The organism is Mesorhizobium sp. B2-4-15 (assembly GCF_006658505.1).
Lineage (GTDB): Bacteria > Pseudomonadota > Alphaproteobacteria > Rhizobiales > Rhizobiaceae > Mesorhizobium.
In genome coordinates this window covers 1-18,652 of record NZ_VFUZ01000005.1, presented here as the reverse complement: position 1 = coordinate 18,652, position 18,652 = coordinate 1, and the positions used below count along the sequence as shown (strand labels likewise).

The 18,652-nt window shown below is 64.5% G+C and carries 17 protein-coding genes; 9 read left to right on the top strand and 8 right to left on the bottom strand.

The features are described from left to right. Window positions 1-12 precede the first annotated feature (12 nt). Both FJ930_RS07870 and FJ930_RS07865 read left to right on the top strand, forming a co-directional pair. Window positions 13-405 (top strand): DUF305 domain-containing protein, encoded by a 393-nt coding sequence (locus FJ930_RS07870; RefSeq protein WP_141836580.1) that lies wholly within the window; start codon window positions 13-15, stop codon window positions 403-405. 88 nt (window positions 406-493) lie between these two features. After that, complete coding sequence (locus FJ930_RS07865) at window positions 494-1,339, top strand: aldo/keto reductase (protein WP_141836578.1); 846 nt, start codon at window positions 494-496, stop codon at window positions 1,337-1,339. On the opposite strand, the gene mutS is transcribed toward FJ930_RS07865, so the two are convergent. Beyond that, window positions 1,340-4,105 (bottom strand): DNA mismatch repair protein MutS, encoded by a 2,766-nt coding sequence (gene mutS, locus FJ930_RS07860; protein WP_141836576.1) that lies wholly within the window; start codon window positions 4,103-4,105, stop codon window positions 1,340-1,342. 157 nt (window positions 4,106-4,262) lie between these two features. Between mutS and FJ930_RS07855 the strand changes: the two genes are divergently transcribed. Further along, window positions 4,263-5,456, top strand: a complete 1,194-nt coding sequence (locus FJ930_RS07855) for a glycosyltransferase (RefSeq protein WP_141836574.1) — start codon at window positions 4,263-4,265, stop codon at window positions 5,454-5,456. 132 nt (window positions 5,457-5,588) lie between these two features. Beyond that, window positions 5,589-7,868: an NADP-dependent malic enzyme gene (locus FJ930_RS07850; RefSeq protein ID WP_141836572.1), complete on the top strand. Its 2,280-nt coding sequence runs from the start codon at window positions 5,589-5,591 to the stop codon at window positions 7,866-7,868. 7 nt (window positions 7,869-7,875) lie between these two features. Here FJ930_RS07850 and FJ930_RS07845 read toward each other — a convergent pair whose 3' ends face one another. Both FJ930_RS07845 and FJ930_RS07840 read right to left on the bottom strand, forming a co-directional pair. Then, window positions 7,876-8,571 carry an antitoxin Xre/MbcA/ParS toxin-binding domain-containing protein gene (locus tag FJ930_RS07845; protein ID WP_141836570.1) on the bottom strand — a complete coding sequence of 232 codons (696 nt, stop codon included), beginning with the start codon at window positions 8,569-8,571 and terminating at the stop codon, window positions 7,876-7,878. A 440-nt stretch (window positions 8,572-9,011) separates the two neighbouring features. After that, on the bottom strand, window positions 9,012-10,004 hold the full coding sequence (locus tag FJ930_RS07840) for an adenosine kinase (RefSeq protein ID WP_140744632.1): 993 nt from the start codon (window positions 10,002-10,004) through the stop codon (window positions 9,012-9,014). Between the two features lie 275 nt (window positions 10,005-10,279). Here FJ930_RS07840 and FJ930_RS07835 point away from each other — a divergent pair, with 275 nt between their 5' ends. Together FJ930_RS07835 and FJ930_RS07830 are read left to right on the top strand one after the other, a co-directional pair. Next, window positions 10,280-11,182, top strand: coding sequence for an EamA family transporter (locus FJ930_RS07835; RefSeq protein WP_141836568.1), 903 nt, complete (start codon window positions 10,280-10,282; stop codon window positions 11,180-11,182). Between the two features lie 145 nt (window positions 11,183-11,327). Continuing rightward, the gene (locus tag FJ930_RS07830) at window positions 11,328-12,035 is read left to right on the top strand and encodes a sulfate transporter family protein (RefSeq protein ID WP_141836566.1); all 708 of its coding nucleotides are present in this window, start codon (window positions 11,328-11,330) and stop codon (window positions 12,033-12,035) included. A 9-nt stretch (window positions 12,036-12,044) separates the two neighbouring features. Here the strand turns inward: FJ930_RS07830 and FJ930_RS07825 are convergent, their stop codons facing one another. The 5 genes from FJ930_RS07825 to FJ930_RS07805 all read right to left on the bottom strand — a co-directional run bounded on the left by FJ930_RS07825 (window position 12,045) and on the right by FJ930_RS07805 (window position 15,874). Next, entirely contained in the window at window positions 12,045-13,043 is a 999-nt protein-coding gene (locus tag FJ930_RS07825) for a proline racemase family protein (RefSeq protein ID WP_141836564.1), read from the bottom strand. A gap of 13 nt (window positions 13,044-13,056) precedes the next feature. Continuing rightward, on the bottom strand, window positions 13,057-13,860 hold the full coding sequence (locus tag FJ930_RS07820) for an oxaloacetate decarboxylase (protein WP_141836562.1): 804 nt from the start codon (window positions 13,858-13,860) through the stop codon (window positions 13,057-13,059). Window positions 13,861-14,162: 302 nt separating this feature from the next. Continuing rightward, window positions 14,163-14,822, bottom strand: a complete 660-nt coding sequence (locus tag FJ930_RS07815) for an HAD family phosphatase (protein WP_141836560.1) — start codon at window positions 14,820-14,822, stop codon at window positions 14,163-14,165. Then, window positions 14,822-15,307: a dUTP diphosphatase gene (gene dut / locus FJ930_RS07810; RefSeq protein ID WP_141836558.1), complete on the bottom strand. Its 486-nt coding sequence runs from the start codon at window positions 15,305-15,307 to the stop codon at window positions 14,822-14,824. The genes FJ930_RS07815 and dut overlap by 1 nt, the downstream gene beginning before the upstream one ends. Window positions 15,308-15,403: 96 nt before the next feature. Further along, a complete protein-coding gene (locus tag FJ930_RS07805) occupies window positions 15,404-15,874 on the bottom strand; it encodes an Lrp/AsnC family transcriptional regulator (protein ID WP_141836556.1) in 471 nt (156 codons plus the stop codon). A 112-nt stretch (window positions 15,875-15,986) separates the two neighbouring features. Here FJ930_RS07805 and FJ930_RS07800 point away from each other — a divergent pair, with 112 nt between their 5' ends. The 3 genes from FJ930_RS07800 to FJ930_RS07790 all read left to right on the top strand — a co-directional run bounded on the left by FJ930_RS07800 (window position 15,987) and on the right by FJ930_RS07790 (window position 18,606). Further along, window positions 15,987-16,235 (top strand): DUF6356 family protein, encoded by a 249-nt coding sequence (locus FJ930_RS07800; protein WP_141836554.1) that lies wholly within the window; start codon window positions 15,987-15,989, stop codon window positions 16,233-16,235. Between the two features lie 15 nt (window positions 16,236-16,250). Then, the gene (locus FJ930_RS07795) at window positions 16,251-17,051 is read left to right on the top strand and encodes a class II glutamine amidotransferase (protein ID WP_141836552.1); all 801 of its coding nucleotides are present in this window, start codon (window positions 16,251-16,253) and stop codon (window positions 17,049-17,051) included. A 172-nt stretch (window positions 17,052-17,223) separates the two neighbouring features. Continuing rightward, window positions 17,224-18,606, top strand: a complete 1,383-nt coding sequence (locus tag FJ930_RS07790) for an amidase (protein WP_141836550.1) — start codon at window positions 17,224-17,226, stop codon at window positions 18,604-18,606. Window positions 18,607-18,652: the final 46 nt, after the last annotated feature.

Below are 18,652 nucleotides of genomic sequence, written 5' to 3'. Positions count from 1 at the left end.
AGGAGACCATGAATGACGTTGGCCAAGAAACTGGTGCTTTTGCTGATGGCGGCCGGAATGCTGCTCGCCGTCTTCCTCGAAAGCGTTCCGGCGAGCAGTGAAGAGATGAAGCACGACATGGCAGGCATGGCGACCGGTGCAGCCAGCCCTTCGACCGAGGGCTATAGGGCGGCGATGGACAAGATGCATGCCGGCATGATGGCGTCGCAATATACCGGCAATGCCGATGTCGATTTCGTCCGTGGCATGATCCCCCATCATCAGGGTGCCATCGACATGGCCAAGGTCGAGCTTGCCAACGGCCAGGACCCGGAAATCCGCAAGCTCGCCGAAGCGGTCATCGCCGCGCAGGAAGCCGAGATCAAGCAGATGCAGGACTGGCTCGCCGCCCATCCCGTGAAGTAGGCCTTCGGGCATCGTAAGGCTGTGGCGAGAACGCTCTGGATTTCTCGCCCGGCCTGTGATGCGATCCTGCCTCAACTGGAGCCCCGTCATGCCATCGAGCGTCAGAACCACCACGCTGCCTTCCGGCGAGGCCGTACCCGTTCTCGGTCAGGGCACATGGAAGATGGGCGAGGATTCGCGCCGCCGCGCTGACGAGGTGAGCGCCCTCAGGCTCGGCCTCGATCTCGGCGTCACCCTGATCGACACCGCCGAAATGTATGCCAGCGGCGGTGCGGAGGAGGTGGTGGCTGAGGCGATAGTCGGACACCGTGCCGAAGTCTTCCTGGTCTCGAAAGTGCTGCCCTCGAACGCTTCGCGCGCGGGCGTGCGGCGCGCCTGCGAGAACAGCCTGAGGCGCCTGCGCACCGATCGTATCGATCTCTATCTCTTGCATTGGCCCGGCAGCGTACCGTTGGCGGAGACGGTCGAGGCCTTCGAAATCTTGAAGAAGGAGGGAAAGATCCGCCATTGGGGCGTCAGCAATTTCGATACCGAAGAGATGGAGGAATTGGTCGGTCTGCCGGCAGGCGATGGGGTCCAGACCAACCAGGTTCTCTACAACCTCTCTCGGCGCGGCCTCGAGTTCGATCTGGCACCGTGGAGCCGCCAGCGCGGCATCCCGCTGATGGCCTATTCGCCGGTGGAGCAGGGCGCCTTGGCGCGCAACGCCAGGCTCGACGCGGTCGCCGTCCGCCACGGTGCGACCGCCGCACAGATCGCCTTGGCCTGGGTGATGCACCAGGAGGGCGTCATCGCCATTCCAAAGGCCAGCAGCCAGGAGCATGTCCGCCAGAATTTCGCGGCGCTCGACATCGAGCTTACGGTTGAGGATCTCGCCGATCTCGACCGTGCCTTCCCACCGCCCACGCGCAAACATGGGCTGGAGATGATCTGACTATTTCCCCGCCAGCCCCTTCAGCCGGTAAAGCGCCTCCAGCGCTTCCCTCGGCGTCATCTCGTCGGGATTGATCTCGCCGAGCGCGGCGCCCAGCGCGTCGCTCTTCACCGGCTTCGGCGCCTCGCGTTTCATCGCCACCGAAAATAGCGGCAGGTCGTCGACCAGTCGGTTGGTCTTGCCGGAAACCTCGCCTTCTTCCAACTGGTGCAGCACTTGCTTCGCCCGGTCTACAACCGCTTCCGGCAGGCCGGCGAGCCGCGCCACCTGCACGCCATAGGAGCGATCGGCCGCACCCTTGCCGACCTCGTGCAGGAAGACGACGTCGCCTTCCCATTCCTTGACCCTCATGGTGACGTTGTGAAGCCGCGCCAGCTTGCCGGCCAGCGAGGTCATTTCATGGAAATGGGTGGCGAAGATTGCCCGGCAGCGGTTCTTCTCGTGCAGGTACTCCACCGCCGCCCAGGCGATCGACAGGCCGTCGAAAGTGGCGGTGCCGCGGCCGATCTCGTCGAGGATCACCAATGCCCGTTCGCCGGCCTGGTTGAGGATCGCCGCCGTCTCGACCATTTCGACCATGAAGGTCGAGCGACCCCGCGCCAGATCATCCGAAGCGCCGACGCGCGAGAACAGGCGGTCGACGACGCCGATATGGGCCGATGCCGCCGGCACGAAGGAACCGGTCTGGGCAAGGATCGCGATCAGCGCGTTCTGCCGCAGGAACGTAGACTTACCACCCATGTTCGGGCCGGTCAGCAGCCAGATCGCGCCGTTCTTGGCACTGCCTTCCGGCGAGAGATCGCAATCATTGGCGACGAACGGGCCTTCGCCAGAACGGCGCAACGCCTGTTCGACCACCGGATGCCGGCCGCCGGATATTTCGAAGGCAAGGCTGGAATCCACCACGGGCCGGCACCAGGCCTCGCTTTCCGACAGAAGCGCCAGTGCCGCCGACACGTCAAGCACAGCGAGCGCGTCGGCTCCGGCGCGGATCGCCTTGGCCTCGGCGACGGCTTCCGCCGTCAGCGCATCGAAGGCGGCGAGTTCAATGCTGAGCGCCCGGTCGGCGGCATTGGCGATCTTGGTCTCGAGCTCGGCGAGTTCCGTCGTGGTGAAGCGCATGGCGTTGGCCATGGTCTGTCGGTGGATGAAGCGCGCCTTGGCGCCATCGCTGCCGGTCATCACGGCATGATGGTTGGCCGTCACCTCGATGTAGTAGCCGAGCACATTGTTGTGCCGGATTTTGAGCGAGCGGATGCCGGTCTCGTCGATCAGCGAGCGCTCCAGCCCGGCGATCACCTTGCGCGACTCGTCGCGCAGCGCCCGCATCTCGTCGAGTTCGGCATGGTAGCCGCCGCGAACGAAACCTCCGTCGCGCTTCAAGAGCGGCAGTTCCTCGCCGAGCGCCTGCGTCAGGTGCCGGGCAAGCGCTTCGGGGAGTGCCTTGATGGCAGCCAGCGCTGCCGTCAGTTCCTGGGGCAGCGCTGTCGTGGCAAAAATATCAGCGATTGCGCCGGCGGCCTCGAGGCCAGCGCGCAATGCGCCGAGGTCGCGCGGCCCGCCCCGGTTGAGCGCCAGCCTGGAGAGGGCGCGCGGCATGTCGGCGACGCTTTTCAGGCTCGCGCGCACCGCCTGGCAAAGCCGCGTTTCGGACCGGAAGAACGACACCGAATCCAGCCGTGCGACGATCGCCGCCGGGTCGGTCAGCGGCGCCATCAGCCGGTCCGCGAGCAGTCTTGCCCCGCCGCCGGTCACCGTGCGGTCAATCGCCTTGAACAGGGAACCTTCGCGGCTCCCCGACAGCGTGCGTAAAAGCTCCAGATTGCCGCGCGTCGCCGGATCGATGAACAGGGTCGAGCCCTGTTCCTCGCGCTCGGGCCGCGACAAGGGCGGCCGCTCGGCTTTCTGCGTCTTCTCGACATAGGCGATGGCGCCCGAGATCGCCGACAGTTCGGCCCGCGAAAACGTGCCGAAACTGTCCGGTGTCGCCACATCGAAGAAGCGCGCGATACGACCCGTGGCCGAAGCCGAATCGAACAGCGACGGCGGCTGCGGGTTGGCGACCCGGCCGAGCAGGTCGAACACGGGCTTCAGCTCGGGATCGTGGAACACCGGCTCGGCGACGATCAGCTCGCGCGGATCGACACGGAAGATATCGGCGAGCAGACGGTCGGCGGTGGTCTCGGCGACGCGGAAGGCGCCGGTCGAGATGTCGATCCAGGCCAAGGCGAAGCTTCCCTGGTTTCCTGTCGCGGTCCCGCGCTCCCCGCCTCTTGGATCCGCGCCACCCTTCACCCGTCCGAGCGCCATCAGGAAGCTTGATTCCGAAGGCGCCAGCAATTTGTCCTCGGTGATCGTGCCCGGCGTCACCAGCCGCACCACGTCGCGGCGCACCACTGATTTGGAGCCGCGCTTCTTGGCTTCGGCCGGATCCTCGATCTGTTCGCAAACGGCGACGCGAAAACCCTGGCCAATCAGCTTCTGCAGATAATCGTCGGCGGCATGCACCGGCACGCCGCACATCGGTATGTCGTGGCCCTGGTGCTTGCCGCGCTTGGTCAGCACGATGCCAAGCGCCCGGCTCGCCTTCTCGGCATCGTCGAAGAACAGCTCGTAGAAATCGCCCATGCGATAGAACAGCAGCGAATCCGGGTTCGCCGCCTTGATCTCGATGAACTGCTCCATCATCGGCGTGACGGCGGCGCCGGGCTGCGGCGGCGTCATCACCTCTGGGGCTTCGGGCTCGTTCGGGCTGTGCATGTTCATGGCGCGGCACGCTAGCAGATGTGATGGCCGGGTTTAATGCCGGGGCCTCGAAAAGCAGGGGAAGACTGCGTTGTCGCCACCAATGTCTGGCGGGTTTGCAGGCATTGCACCCCGCTGGCGGCGGACCTAATCATTCCTGCGTACAGGACAGCGGTCGATGGACAGGTTTCGCCAGGAAACGTTCGAGGAGATGGTCGGTCCGGTCCACTCGCCCGTCGAAAGGCTGCGGCTGAGGATCGCCTTGCGCGCGCGCAATTTTCTCGGCAAGGCCCGGCTTTCGGCCGCCAGGCGGATCCCCTTCCTACTTCCGGTTCATGGCCCCTTGCGTGATCTCGACGCAGGCATGCTCGTTTCGGTTTATGCGATCTGCCGCGATCCGCTGATACTCTACACACCGATCGGTGGCGCTCGCCCGCTCTCCACCATTGCCGCCATCGGCCGACACCTGGCGAAGCGGCGCGCCACCTTGCTGCTGTCGCCGAACTGGACATTGGAGCGGCCGGCGGTGGTCGCCAGGATGGGCGAGGACATCGCCTGGTACGGCGCACGATTTCCGCTTCACGAGCTGATCTTCCTCTGCAACACCGAGGAGGAGCGTCGCCTTGTCGCCGCTGTCGGCGGCACAGCGATCGTCTCCAACCACAATCTCATGGTTTCCGAAGAGATATTCCGCCCGCTCCCGGACGTGCCGGTCATGTTCGATGCCGTCTACAATGGCCGCATCTCGCACACCAAGCGCCATTATCTCGCGCTGGACATTGAAAGGCTGGTCCATATCACGGTCTCGATCGGCGAGATGCCGACGGCCCTTGCCCGAGCCTTCGTCCGTCGCCTGCAGGCGCAGTCGCCGCTGCACCGCATCGCCAACCCGATCGTCGGTGGCATGACCGCCAAGCTGTCCGCGGCTGAAGTCAATCGCGTCTACAACCAGGCCGCCGTCGGGCTTTGCCTGTCGGCCGAGGAAGGAGCGATGTATTCCTCCATGGAGTATCTGCTCGCCGGTCTGCCGATCGTCAGCACGCCAAGCCTTGGCGGCCGCGACGTCTTTTTCGATCCGGACTATTGCATGATCGTCGAGCCGGAGCCGGTCGCCATCAGGCGCGCCGTCGAGCGGCTGCGCGACCGTGCTATCCCGCGCGAGGAGATACGCGGCCGCACGCTCGAAAAAGTGCGGGCCGGGCGGCTGGAACTGACGGCCTATCTATCGGCACTGAAGCAGCGTTTGGGCAGCGGCGGCCCGCCGTTCTCACAATGGCCGTTTCAGGGTGCAGGGACCTTGATGCGCTGGGCGACGCTGCGCCAGCATGCCCGTGAAATCGAGGCATTCAGGACGACACAAGAACGGCCGTGAACAGTCGTGCGCGCTTTGAAGCAGCTTTGCCGAGCTTGGCGGTTTACACGAGCCGGCGCGTGGTCTTAATTCGGAACCACACAAGCACCCGCTTCAAGGAGGTGCTGCACCGGCGAGGAAATCAAAAGCATCATGGCCAGGAAAACCGAGAACAACGGTCCGTCCGTCAGCGCGCAGGAAGCGCTCGAGTTTCATGCCATGGGCCGGCCCGGCAAGCTCGAGATCGTCGCCACCAAGCCGATGACGACGCAGCGCGATCTCAGCCTCGCCTATTCGCCAGGTGTCGCCGTGCCGGTGCGCGCCATCGCCGAGGATCCCAGCCGCGCCTTCGACTATACGACGCGCGGCAATATGGTCGCCGTCATCTCCAACGGCACCGCCATCCTCGGCCTCGGCAATCTCGGCGCGCTGGCATCGAAGCCGGTGATGGAAGGCAAGGCGGTGCTGTTCAAGCGCTTCGCCGACGTCGATTCCATCGATCTCGAGGTCGACACCGAGGATGCCGACGAGTTCGTCAACTGCGTGCGCTTCCTCGGGCCCTCCTTCGGCGGCATCAACCTGGAAGACATCAAGGCGCCGGAATGCTTCATCATCGAGCAGCGCCTGCGCGAACTGATGGACATCCCGGTCTTCCACGACGACCAGCACGGCACCGCGATCATCTCGGCCGCCGGCCTCATCAACGCGCTGGAGATCACCGGCCGCGACATGAAGACCACCAGGATGGTCTGCAACGGCGCCGGTGCCGCCGGCATCGCCTGCATCGAGCTGATGAAGGCGATGGGCTTCGCGCCGGAAAACATCATCCTGTGCGACACCAAGGGCGTCGTCTTCCAGGGCCGCACCGAAGGCATGAACCAGTGGAAGTCGGCGCATGCGGTGAAAACCGAGGCGCGCAGCCTGGCCGAAGCGCTCGATGGCGCCGACGTCTTCCTCGGCCTGTCCGCCAAGGGCACGCTGACCACCGCCATGGTGCAGTCCATGGCCAAGAACCCGATCATCTTCGCCATGGCCAATCCGGACCCCGAGATCACGCCGGAGGAAGTGGCCGAAATCCGCACCGACGCGATCATGGCCACCGGGCGTTCGGACTACCCGAACCAGGTCAACAACGTGCTCGGCTTTCCCTATATCTTCCGCGGCGCACTGGATGTGCGGGCCACCACCATCAATGACGACATGAAGATCGCCGCGGCCCGCGCGCTCGCCGAACTGGCGCGCCAGGACGTGCCCGACGACGTCGCCGCCGCCTATCAGGGCAACCGGCCGAAATTCGGCCCCAACTACATCATTCCGGTGCCGTTCGACCCGCGCCTGATCTCGGCCATTCCGATTGCCGTGGCCAAGGCGGCGATGGATTCTGGGGTCGCCCGCAAGCCGATCCTCGACCTCGACCGCTACGCGCAGGAGTTGTCCGCCCGCCGCGATCCGATCGCTTCGACCCTGCAGCGCATCTACGACCGCGTGCGCCGCCAACCCAAGCGCATCGTCTTCGCTGAGGGCGAGGAGGAGCAGGTGATGCGCGCCGCCGTTTCCTATGTGAACCAGCGGCTCGGCACCGCCATCCTGCTTGGCCGCGATGATGTCATCAAGGAGAACGCCAGGAACGCCGGCATCGACCTCAACAAGCAGGGCCTCGAGATCATCAATGCCCGGCTGTCGCGCCGCAACTCGATCTACACTGACTATCTCTACGAGCGCATGCAGCGCAAAGGTTTCCTGTTCCGCGATTGCCAGCGGCTGATCAACAACGATCGCAACCACTTCGCCGCCTGCATGGTGGCCCTGGGCGATGCCGACGGCATCGTCACCGGCGTGACCCGCAACTATTCCACCGCGCTCGACGACGTGCGCCGCGTGATCGATGCCAAGCCCGGCCACCGCGTCATCGGCGTGTCGATCGTGCTGGCGCGCGGCAGAACGGTGATCGTCGCCGATACCGCCGTGCACGACATGCCCAACGCCGAGCAGATCGCCGATATCGCCGAGGAGGCAGCGGGCTTCGCACGCCGCATGGGCTATGAGCCGCGGCTCGCAATGCTTGCCTATTCCACCTTCGGCCATCCGCAGGGCGAGCGTTCCGAGCGCATCCAGGAAGCGGTGCGCATCCTCGACAGGCGCCGCGTCGATTTCGAGTATGACGGCGAGATGGCCGCCGATGTCGCGCTGAACGCCCGCGCCATGGCGCAATACCCGTTCATGAGGCTGACCGGCCCGGCCAACGTGCTGATCATGCCGGCCTTCCACTCGGCCTCGATCTCGACCAAGATGCTGCAGGAACTCGGCGGCTCGACCGTGATCGGCCCGCTGCTGGTCGGCCTGAACAAACCGGTCCAGATCGTGTCGCTGAACGCCAAGGACTCGGACATCGTCAACATGGCGGCGATCGCGGCGTATACGGCGGGGACTTGAGAAACGCTCAGCCCGGCATAAACACCCGCGCTGCCTCGACAACCTCCTCGACCTGGTCCTGCCGCAGCAGGTCGATCGGAATGCGGCCGTCGAGTTGTGCTGCCGGACGCGTCAGCCACAGCCAGGCCAGCCTGGGATTGCCGATAAGGGACAGCACGTCGCTTATGCCCGCCACCGGCCTGCCGTCGACGAATTGCGCCAGCGGGAAGACGTGTTTGCGGCCGCCCTTGCGCAGGGCGATGACGTCGCCCCGCCGCTGCCAGCGGTGCAGGGTCGAGCGGGCGATGCGCAGGTTTTCCTCCAGATAGGTCGAACCGGCGACACGGCCGGCCCAGTCCTCGATCAGCATCGATTCGAGGTCGTCGGACTGGGGAGGAGGTGCTTCATCGGCCAGCAAGGCCGTCGGCGGGTTTGTCGTTCCGGCGGTGCCGGCTTCGCTGCGGCGCGCGGCTTCCGCCGCCAGCGCGCGCACGAACTTCTGGGCAAGGCCGGGAAGGTCGGCATGGATGGTGTCGATGGCGCGCTGAAGTTTCGGCGACAGCAAGGTGACGGCCGACGCTATGCTGCCGGCAATCTTGCCGACCGAGACCACTGTGGATCGGTTTATCGCCTCGTCATAGTGGGCAAGCGCACGCTCGACGTCCTCCGCGACCATCTCCGCGAAGTCGTCCTGTCCGAGACCATTTGTCTGAAATCTGCTCATGCATTCTGTCTTCTGGCCGCGCGCTCCTCCCCCAAGCCACGGCCGATTGCTGAATTTCTAGTGCGGAAAACGGAAATCGCGGCACGAATCTTGCCGCTCCACAGCTTGTTGTCTTACATCCTGGACACCCCAACTGACTGCGGACGTCCCGCAATGTCGGTCACGGGGCGCCCAAATTGCGTGTAGGAGCGATATGTGACAGCCGCGCGACGGTGAGAAGCGGTCCGCGCAGCGGACGAAAAGCCAATCGCTTGGCTTTTCGAGCTTCGAACGCCCTGAGCCTGCGAAGGGCAGCAGTCGAGGGCGCGAAGGATTGCCACGGACGAATGATTGTTCACGTACAGCGAGATAGAAACCTAGAGATACCGGCGGGACAGCGCCCCCCTCTGGCCTGCCGGCCATCTCCCCCACAAGGGGGAAGATCGGCAGCTTGACGGTTCCTACAGCAACCCCGCTTGCTCGGCCTCGCGGCGCAGATTTTGCCTCGGCCTTGGGCCGATCTGCTGGATCACCAGTCCGGCGGCGAGAGAGCCGAGGTCGCCGCAGGTCTTGAGGTCGCGGCCTTGCGTGTAGCCATGCAGGAAACCGGCGGCATAAAGATCGCCGGCGCCCGTCGTGTCGACCAACTCCCTGATGGCGGTCGCCTGGATCACCACGGTCTCGTCACCGCGCACGATGACCGAGCCTTTCTCGGACCGCGTCACGGCGGCGATCCTGCAGTCCTTGCGAATCTGCGCCAGCGCCGCGTCGAAGGACGATGTCTGGTAGAGCGACTTGATCTCGTGACTGTTGGCAAAGACGATATCGACGGTGCCCGAGCGCATCAACTCGAGGAACTCGTCGCGGTAACGGTCGACGCAGAAGGAATCCGACAGCGTCATCGACACTTCACGGCCCGCCGCGTGCGCCAGCTTCGCCGTCTGCCGGATCGCTTCCTTGGCGCGCGGCGGATCCCAAAGGTAGCCCTCGAAATAGGTGACCTTGGCGCCCGAAGCCTTGTCGGCCTCGACATCTTCGGGTCCGAGTTCGACGCAGGCGCCGAGATAGGTGTTCATCGAGCGCTCGCCGTCGGGGGTGACGAAGATCATCGAGCGCGCCGTCGGCGGCTCGCCCTCGAGCGGCTTGGTGTCGAAGGCGACGCCCTGCGCATGGATGTCGTGCGCGTAGATTTCGCCCAGCGCATCGTTAGAGACCTTGCCGAAGAAGGCGGCGCGTCCGCCGAAACTGGCGACGCCGGCCGCCGTGTTGCCGGCGCTGCCGCCGGAGGCCTCGATCGCCGGGCCCATGCGGCTGTAGAGCAGCTCGGCGCGCCTTGTGTCGATGAGGTTCATCGCGCCCTTGATGATGCCATTGGTCTCGAGGAATTCCTCTTCGCACTGGGCGATGATGTCGACAATGGCATTGCCGATGCAAAGCACGTCATAATCCGGCATCAATGTCTCCGCCAAAAAACCGAGCCGGCTTCTTGCCATGCCCGGGCGGGTCTACAGCATGACCCTGAAAATTGGCAACCGATTTTCTGTCCTTGCCGGCGTGGCGGCCATGACCGTTCGCTGTCGAGAAGGCGTAAAGCCGCGGTCCTTGCAAAATTGGGGTCCACGTGGTGCGCGTCAACAGCCAGGCGCTACGACAATTCGACCGTGGCCGAAGCACTTCTTCGCGGCGTTGCCTAGAACAAGTCCGATTGCACCCCCAAGGCGACAAGTCCATGTCCGAAAAAAGCGATACGACAACCGACCTGGCACTGCTCGGCGTGTTGGCGGTGCTGTGGGGCGCCTCCTACACCTTCATCAAGATCGGCGTCGAAACGATCCCGCCGGTCACTTTCATCGCCGCCCGCACCTTGATCGCCGGCGGCATCCTGTTCGCCATCATCCGCTGGCGCGGGCTTGCCATGCCCCGCGATGCGGCCGCGTGGCGTCGCTTCGCCTTCCAGGCATGCCTCAACAGCGTCGTGCCGTTCACGCTGGTCGCGGCGGCCGAGCGCTCGGTCGACGCCGGCCTTGCCACCATCCTCAATGCGACCTCGCCGATCTTCACCTTCCTGCTCACAGCGCTGATCACCCGCCACGAGCCGGTCACCTTGCGTAAATTGGTTGGTGTCGGCGCCGGCATTGCCGGCATCTGCCTGATCATCGGCACGCAGGCGCTGGGTGGTCTCGGCCATCAGTTCTGGGCCCAGCTTGCCATCGTCGTGGCAACGGTCTGCTATGCATGTGCCGCGATCTTCGGCCGTGGCTTCAAGGGCCTCGATCCGATGCTGCCGGCCGCCGGTTCGATGCTCTGCGGCGCGGTCATGCTGGTGCCGCTCAGCCTTGCGGTCGACCAGCCATGGACGCTGACGCCCTCGTCGGCGTCGATCCTGGCCCTGCTCGGCCTCTCCGTGTTCTCGACCGCGCTGGCCTTCGTCATCTATTTCCGCCTTATCCACACGCTGGGCTCGGTCGGCACGACGTCACAGGCCTATCTGCGCGTGCCGATCGGCGTCGGCATCGGCGCCGTCTTCCTCGGCGAAAGCCTGGGGCCAACCGCCTGGGCTGGAATGGCCTTCGTCGTCGCCGGCGTCGCGGCCATGACCATACCGGTCGGAAAGCCGGCCTTCGCGCGGTAGGGCAATTCCGACCTGTGAAGCGGCTTTCCGTCCGCAATTGCGCCAAACCGACCACGACCCACGCTTGTGCTTGCGGCCAGCGCCGCCTATCTCGGGAGCGTCCGCCTTTCCGGCGGTGCCCGCTGGAGCTAGGGGGTTAGGCACGGTGATTTTCGACGCTGCCCGCACTGCGGCCTTGGAACTGTTTTCGCCTCCTTTCCGTGCCGTGTTCATCAAGACGCTTGGCCTGACCCTGCTGGCGCTGGTTGCCTTGTGGTTTGGCCTGACCAGCCTTGTCGAGTGGCTGGCCCTGCCATGGCTCCATACGCTGTTGCCCGGCGTGCCGTCCTGGGCCGGCTGGCTCGGCGGCATCATTGCGGCAATAGCGCTTGCCTTCGGGATGGCGCTGCTCGTCGCGCCGGTGACGGCCGTGATCGCCGGCCTGTTCCTCGACGATGTCGCCGAGGTGGTCGAGCGCACCGACTATCCCCGCGACCCGGTTGGGCGCGCCATGCCGGCGCTGCGTTCGCTGGTGCTGGCGATAAAATTCTTCGGCGTCGTCATCCTCGGCAACATCGTGGCGCTCATGCTTCTGCTGGTGCCGGGCATCAACATCGCCGCTTTCTTCGTCGTCAACGGCTATCTGCTCGGCCGCGAATTCTTCGAATTCGCCGCCATGCGCTTTCGCCCCGAAGAAGAGGCCAAGGCCTTGCGCGGGCGCTATGCCGGCACGGTGTTTGTCGCCGGCCTGGTCATATCGGCCTTCCTTGCCGTGCCGCTGCTCAATTTGGTGACGCCGTTGTTCGCCGCCGCGATGATGGTGCATCTGCACAAGGCGATCTCGGCACGGGAAGCGGCCCGGTCCTGCGGCTAAGCGGTCGCTTCACCGCAACAGGAAGCCGCGTCCCAACTCGTCGTCGGGTTCGACGATGTATTCGGCACGCCCGGAATAGTAGGCGCGGCCGCCGACGCGGGCGATGATCGCCTCGTGCGGACCGGCCTGCGCCGTCCTCGCCACGGCTCCGGAAAAGCGCGAGCCGGCGATGCTCTCGAAGGTGCGCGTCTGCCCGATGGCAATCTGGCCCCTAGCATGCATGGCCGCCAGCCGTGCGGTGACGCCGGAGCCGGTCGGCGAACGGTCGACCTCGGCTTCGGCGAAGACGCAGATGTTTTTCGTCACCTCGCCGGAAAAGGCGTCCTTTCCATCCGTCAAAATGGTGCCGTAGAGAAAGGCAAGATCGGCGTGGTCGGGATGCGACAGCCGGAAATCCGCTTTCAGCCTGTCCGTCAAAGCCGTCGCCGCGTCGACGAAATCGCGCACCCGGCTGCGGCCGAACTCAAGGCCGAACTGGTGGCAGTCCGCCAGCGCGTAGAAGGCGCCGCCATAGGCGACGTCGAAACCGATCGCGCCATAGCCCGGCAATTCGATCCGTTGGTCACGGGCAAACAGGAAGGCCGGCACGCTTTCGAACGAGACCGCGCCGGCCTTGCCGTCCTGGACCTCGACCGAAGCGACGACCAAACCGCAAGGCGCCTCGATGTTGACCGTCGTGATTAGCTCCTGTTTCACCACCAGGCCTTCGTCGACGGCATAGCGGCCGAGCGCGACGATGGCGTGGCCGCACATGGTCGAATAGCCCTCATTGTGCATGAACAGCACGGCAAGGTCGGCGCCGGGCAAGTCGGGTTCGACCAGCAAGGCGCCATACATGTCGTAGTGGCCGCGCGGCTCGAAGATCAGCAGCTTGCGCAGATGATCGAGATGGTCGCGCACATAGGCGCGCTTTTCCAGGATGGTGCCCTTTGGGATCTCCGGATAGCCGCCGGTGACGATCCTGAGCGGCTCGCCGCCCGTATGCATGTCGACGACGGTAAGGCTCATGTGACGGCTCTTTTCAGTCCGAGGATTTGCCGAACAGCGCCTGCAGCTTGCCGAACGGCATGGCGGCGCGGGTGAAGCCGAACGTGCCGTCCTGCTGGATCTCGCGCGCCGCCGTCTCCAGCATGCCATAGGCGAAATTGGTCAGCCAGGGCCCGAGCGAAATGCGTTTTGCCCCGGCCATGGCGAGATCGGCGATGGTGAAGCCTGGTTTCGCCATGACGTTGACCGGCTTGCTGACCGCCGAGCACAAGGTCCGCACCATCTCGATGTCGCCGATGCCCGGCGCGTAGAGCACATCGGCGCCGGCCTTCTCGAAGGCCTGCAGCCGCTTGATGGTGTCGTCGAGGTCGGACTTGCCCCACAGAAAGTTCTCCGCCCGCGCCGTGAACACGAAATCGCGCTTCAGCGCGCGCGCCGCTTCCACCGCCGCCGCGACGCGCTCGACCGCGTGCGCAAAATCATAGATCGGCTTGTCGGGATCGCCTGTGTGATCCTCGATCGAACAGCCGGCAAGGCCCGCCGCTTCGGCCGCGAAGATGGTTTCGGCGGCCCGCTCGGCGCTGTCGCCCTTGCCCCTTTCGAGATCGGCCGAGACCGGCAGGCTGGTTGCCGCCGTCACCTCGCGGCAATGATGGATCATCTGGTCGAAGGTCACGGCGCCATCCGGCAGGCCGCGTGAAAAGGCAAAGCCGGCGCTGGTCGTCGCCAACGCCTTGAAACCGAAGGAGCCAAGCAACTTCGTCGTGCCGACATCCCAAGGATTGGGCATGACGAAGGTCGAGGCATGCAGGTCGCGAAAAATCTTGCCCTTGTCCATGGTAGTTCCCCCATCACGTGCTGTTTGGTGGAGCGGATTTTATCTTGCCCTCTTTGCCTGGGCAAACGAATGCGATTGGTTCAGAAGCGTTTTGGCGTTGTCTGCTGACAAACGTTCGAACGCGCGGCGGAATCCCTGACGTAATGCGCTGTTTTCTCGCCCCAGTGCGGATGACCGAAACGTCGTGCGACGACGCCTCGCGCGCTGCCCCGGAGATCGTTGACATCGCGCCTCGGGCTGTCGGGCGCCTGGACCCAACGCAGCCCCAACCCGTCCAGCCGCCTGTGAAGACCGGGGGCAAATCAGTGGATCGGCACCAGCCCGGCCAACTCGCGCATGTCGTCGAACAGGATGCCACCGGCCTGGATCAGGCCATCGCGGTCGGAATAAGGGTCGCCGTGATAGGAAAACACCCGCATGCCGGCGGCAATGCCGGCCTGCGTGCCGGCGACGCTGTCTTCGATGACGATGCAGTCGGCAGGCGCGAAGCCCAGGGTGCTGGCCGCATGCAGGAACAGGTCCGGGAACGGCTTGCCGCGTCCGACCATGGTGGCGCTGAACATCGCATGTTCGAACAGCGGCAAGAGCCCGGTCTGGCCAAGCGTGATATGCATCTTCGAGATCCTGGCCGAGGTGGCCACGCAATAGGCGATGCCGGCCGCGCGCACCGCCTCGACAAATTCCCGCACATAGGGGACGGCCTCGACGCCATGGGCGAACAAATCCGGCAGGCCGGCATTCCAGCGCTCGACGAAATCCGCGCCGAGCCTGACCTCGGTCTGCTCTTCGATCTCCCTCTGCACCGAGACCATGCTGCGGCCGGAAAAATTCTTGCGGCAATATTCAAAGGTCGTCGGAAAACCTGCGGTAACAAGCCATTCGGCGAGGCGTCGGTTGGCAAGGTTCTCGGTGTCGACGAGGATGCCGTCGCAGTCGAAAATAACAAGTTTAGGAAAGGACATTAGGCGGTGCCGGTGGATCCGAACCCGCCGGAGCCACGCGCCGTGCCGCCGGCCAGGGAACGCTCTTCAACGGCCACTTGAGTCACTGGCGCGAAAACGATCTGGGCGATCCGCATGCCGCGCGTCACCGCGAAATCCTCGTCGCCGAGATTGATCAAGAGCACCCTCACCTCGCCGCGATAGTCGCTGTCGACCGTGCCAGGCGAATTGAGGACGGTGAGGCCGTGTTTGAAGGCAAGGCCGGAGCGAGGCCGGACCTGGCCTTCCATGCCTTCGGGGATTTCCAGGATCAGGCCGGTCGGCACCAAGGCGCGTTTTCCCGGCAGGATCAGCAGCGGCCGGTCATCCGGCACGGCCGCACGCAGATCCATGCCGGCGGCGCCGGTGCTTTCATAGGCGGGAAGCGGTAGTCCTTCACCATGCGGCAACCTTACGAAGCCGACAGTCGGACCGATGACGGAGGGAGTTTGGAGAGCTGCGCGCATAAAATCGATCCTATCGGCGCGAATGCCGATTCGGTCAATTCGCGTGCAAGAGTATCAACGTCTTTCTTTCGGGCATCACTATGGCCGGAGCACAGCTCAGCGCACTTCCATCGGAACCACCGTCGTCTCCTTGATCTCCTCCATGACGAAGGAGGCGGACACGTCGGACAGCGCCACCTTGGCAATCAGCCGCTGGTAGAGCCGGTCATAGGCCTTCACGTCGGCGACACGGGCGCGCAAGACATAGTCGAGGTCGCCCGACATACGGTAGACGCCGATGATCTCGGGCAAGCCCGTCACCGCCGCGCGGAATTTCTGCAACCAGCCGGGATCATGGTTCGATGTGCGGACCAGGATGAACACCGACAAGCCAAGCCCGAGCTTCTCGGCATCGACAAGCGCCACGCGGCCAGTAATGACGCCATTCTCCTCCAGCCGCTTGACGCGCCGCCAGCAGGCATTGCGCGACAAGGCCACCCGTTCCGACAGCTGGTCGACCGACAGGGTGCCGTCGCGTTGCAATTCGGCAAGCAATTTTCGGTCGATTTCGTCGATTTCGAGCGCCATGTGGGATGTTTGTCCCATGATACGGCAAAACACAAGGACATTTTGGGACCAATGAACCGGCGAAGCGTGTCAGGATACTCACATAAGAACTCAAGCGCTGAAGGGGACCAGCATGTCGGTAGCAAGCATTTTCACCTCTCATCCGGCCAAGGTCGGCGAAACCTATTTCAGCCATATGGCCTTCGCCGCCTGGTTCTCCTCGCGCCTACTGATAGCGGCGGGCGCCGCGCTCGTTCACGCTTTCTTGCCATTTCTGTTCGAGACTACCGCCAGCCGAGTCGTCCGCGAGCTTTACGAGCGGACGCACAACAGAGGCACACATGCGATCAAGGAGCCCGCGGCTCTCGCCGATCGCGCCTAGAGGACGACGGAAGCCATGTGCCGATGGGCGGCCTATCTCGGTGAAGCGGTCTTTCTCGAAGACATCCTCACGGCGCCCTGCCACTCGCTGATTGCCCAGAGCCATTGCGCCCAGGAAGCGAAATCGCCGACCAATGGTGACGGCTTCGGCCTTGCCTGGTATGGCGACCGGCCGGAACCGGGTCTCTATCGCGACATCCTGCCGGCCTGGTCGGACCCCAATCTGAAGAGCCTGTGCCGGCAGATCAAATCCGGCCTGTTCCTCGCCCATGTGCGGGCCTCGACTGGCGGCGCCACCAGCCGCATGAACTGCCATCCCTTCATCTCCGGCCGCTGGTCGTTCATGCATAACGGCCAGATCGGCGGCTTCGAAAGGATCCGCCGCGCGCTGGAGAATTCCCTGTCCGACGCCGTTTTCGACCAGCGCGAAGGCACCACCGATTCCGAATTGTTTTTCCTGCTGATGATCGACGAAGGATTGGCCGGCGACCCGCAAGGCGCGGTGTCGCGCGCGACCAGCCGGGTGCTTGAAGCCTCGCGCCGCGCTGGCCTCGAACCGGCCCTGAAACTCACCGCCGCCTTCTCGGACGGACAGGCGCTGCACGCGGTGCGCTATGCCACCGACGCCCACGCGCCGACGCTCTACACGTCAATGTTCCGCAAGGGTGGCGGCCGCTGCATCGTCTCCGAACCTTTCGACCGCGACGGCGGCGATTGGCAGGCTGTTCCGCCGTCGAGCTTTGTCACCATGACCCGAGAGGCGATCGCCATTCGTCCCTTTGCGCCGGCAGCGGCGAAACTGGCGTTGGTCGGGTAGCGCTTCTCCGGATTGCAAATGAGAAACGTCGCGGGACAGCGCTGACTTCATCGACTCGGTAACGCAATTTCGATCAAGCGTTGCCGGTGCTGGAATGCTCAACTCGGCTTGAAGTCATGCCGCTGTCCGCCATCTTCACCAGGGCGAGCGCGGTCAAGCCGGAGCATTCGCCATGGACGCCACCTTTTCCTCGACCACCGATCTCGCCGCCGCTATCGCCAAGCGCAAGATTTCTGCCGTCGAAGCACTCGACGCCCACTTCGCGCAGATCGATAGCCACAATGGAGCGGTCAACGCCGTCATTTTGCTCGACAGGGAAGGCGCGCGCGAGCGGGCAAGAAATGCCGACGCGGCGGTGGCGCGCGGTGAAGCGCTCGGGCTTTTGCATGGCGTTCCCTTCACGCTGAAAGACACGCACGAGACGGCGGGCATGAAGACCACGGTCGGATTCCCGCCTTTCGCCGACTACGTCGCCAGGCAGGACAGTCCGGTGGTTCTCAGATTGAAGGCGGCCGGCGGCAATCTCTTCGCGAAGACCAATGTCGCGACCATGCTTTCCGACTGGCAGTCGAACAATCCGCTGTTCGGCCGCACCGGCAATCCCTGGAACCTTGAGCGGACCGCAGGTGGCTCCAGCGGCGGCGCCGCAGCGGCGGTTGCCACTGGCATGACGCCGTTCGATGTCGGGACCGACATGCAGGATTCGATCCGGCTGCCCGCCGCCTTCTGCGGTGTCTATGGGCTCAAGCCGACGGAGCGCCGCGTCTCGCTGGCCGGCGCTTTCCCCGACCCGGGCAGCGCCCCGCGCAGCGTGCGGCTGATGTCCTGCCTCGGGCCGCTGGCGCGCAGCGTGGACGATCTGTCGTTGATCTACCGAATCATCGCCGGGCCGGATGGGTGCGACACCGATCTTGCGCCGGTGCCAGTCGAGGCCTTGCCGAAGCTGGACCTCCAGACAGTGCGCATCGCCTTTGCATCGACCTTTCCCGGCTTCCCGGTCGCCGGCGACATCAGTGCGGCGGTCGAAAATCTCGCAAGGCAACTGCAATCGGCCGGCGCCATCGTCGAGGAAGCGAAGCTGCCCAGGCTCGATCTGCACGACGATCTTGCCCAGGGGGGAACGCTGATCGGCATGATGCTGGAAGCCGCACAACCGGAGCCGCCGGAAGAGCCGACACAGATCTCCCGCTGGTTCGAGGTGCTCGCCCGCCGCGACCGGTCCATCCTCGCCTGGGATGCTTTTTTCGAGAGCCATGACGCGCTGCTTTGCCCGGTGACCATGACCACGGCCTTCCCGCATTGCGAACCCGGTGCGCCGATCAAGGTCGACGGCCAGGACCAGAACTACTGGATGCTGCCGGCCTATGGCGCCGTCTTCAACTATAGCGGCCACCCGGCCCTTTCGATGCCGTGCGGACAGGATAGCGTCGGCCTGCCGATCGGTCTGCAACTGGTCGGCAGACGCTGGTCGGAATCGCGGTTGCTGGGCATCGCCCGAGCAATGGCGCCTCTAGCTGGGGGCTTTAGAGCGTTTCATAGCTTGAGAGAATCGTAGGATTCCCACGGGCTCCGTTTTGTGATTCAAGATGCAGGCTGGACGG

Excerpts from the sequence above, each read along its gene's own strand:
- FJ930_RS07870 (WP_141836580.1), top strand. The coding sequence starts at position 13 with ATGACGTTGGCCAAGAAACTGGTGCTTTTGCTGATGGCGGCCGGAATG.
- FJ930_RS07865 (WP_141836578.1), top strand. The coding sequence starts at position 494 with ATGCCATCGAGCGTCAGAACCACCACGCTGCCTTCCGGCGAGGCCGTA.
- mutS (WP_141836576.1), bottom strand. The coding sequence starts at position 4,105 with ATGAACATGCACAGCCCGAACGAGCCCGAAGCCCCAGAGGTGATGACG.
- FJ930_RS07855 (WP_141836574.1), top strand. The coding sequence starts at position 4,263 with ATGGACAGGTTTCGCCAGGAAACGTTCGAGGAGATGGTCGGTCCGGTC.
- FJ930_RS07850 (WP_141836572.1), top strand. The coding sequence starts at position 5,589 with ATGGCCAGGAAAACCGAGAACAACGGTCCGTCCGTCAGCGCGCAGGAA.
- FJ930_RS07845 (WP_141836570.1), bottom strand. The coding sequence starts at position 8,571 with ATGAGCAGATTTCAGACAAATGGTCTCGGACAGGACGACTTCGCGGAG.
- FJ930_RS07840 (WP_140744632.1), bottom strand. The coding sequence starts at position 10,004 with ATGCCGGATTATGACGTGCTTTGCATCGGCAATGCCATTGTCGACATC.
- FJ930_RS07835 (WP_141836568.1), top strand. The coding sequence starts at position 10,280 with ATGTCCGAAAAAAGCGATACGACAACCGACCTGGCACTGCTCGGCGTG.
- FJ930_RS07825 (WP_141836564.1), bottom strand. The coding sequence starts at position 13,043 with ATGAGCCTTACCGTCGTCGACATGCATACGGGCGGCGAGCCGCTCAGG.
- FJ930_RS07820 (WP_141836562.1), bottom strand. The coding sequence starts at position 13,860 with ATGGACAAGGGCAAGATTTTTCGCGACCTGCATGCCTCGACCTTCGTC.
- FJ930_RS07815 (WP_141836560.1), bottom strand. The coding sequence starts at position 14,822 with ATGTCCTTTCCTAAACTTGTTATTTTCGACTGCGACGGCATCCTCGTC.
- dut (WP_141836558.1), bottom strand. The coding sequence starts at position 15,307 with ATGCGCGCAGCTCTCCAAACTCCCTCCGTCATCGGTCCGACTGTCGGC.
- FJ930_RS07805 (WP_141836556.1), bottom strand. The coding sequence starts at position 15,874 with ATGGCGCTCGAAATCGACGAAATCGACCGAAAATTGCTTGCCGAATTG.
- FJ930_RS07800 (WP_141836554.1), top strand. The coding sequence starts at position 15,987 with ATGTCGGTAGCAAGCATTTTCACCTCTCATCCGGCCAAGGTCGGCGAA.
- FJ930_RS07795 (WP_141836552.1), top strand. The coding sequence starts at position 16,251 with ATGTGCCGATGGGCGGCCTATCTCGGTGAAGCGGTCTTTCTCGAAGAC.
- FJ930_RS07790 (WP_141836550.1), top strand. The coding sequence starts at position 17,224 with ATGGACGCCACCTTTTCCTCGACCACCGATCTCGCCGCCGCTATCGCC.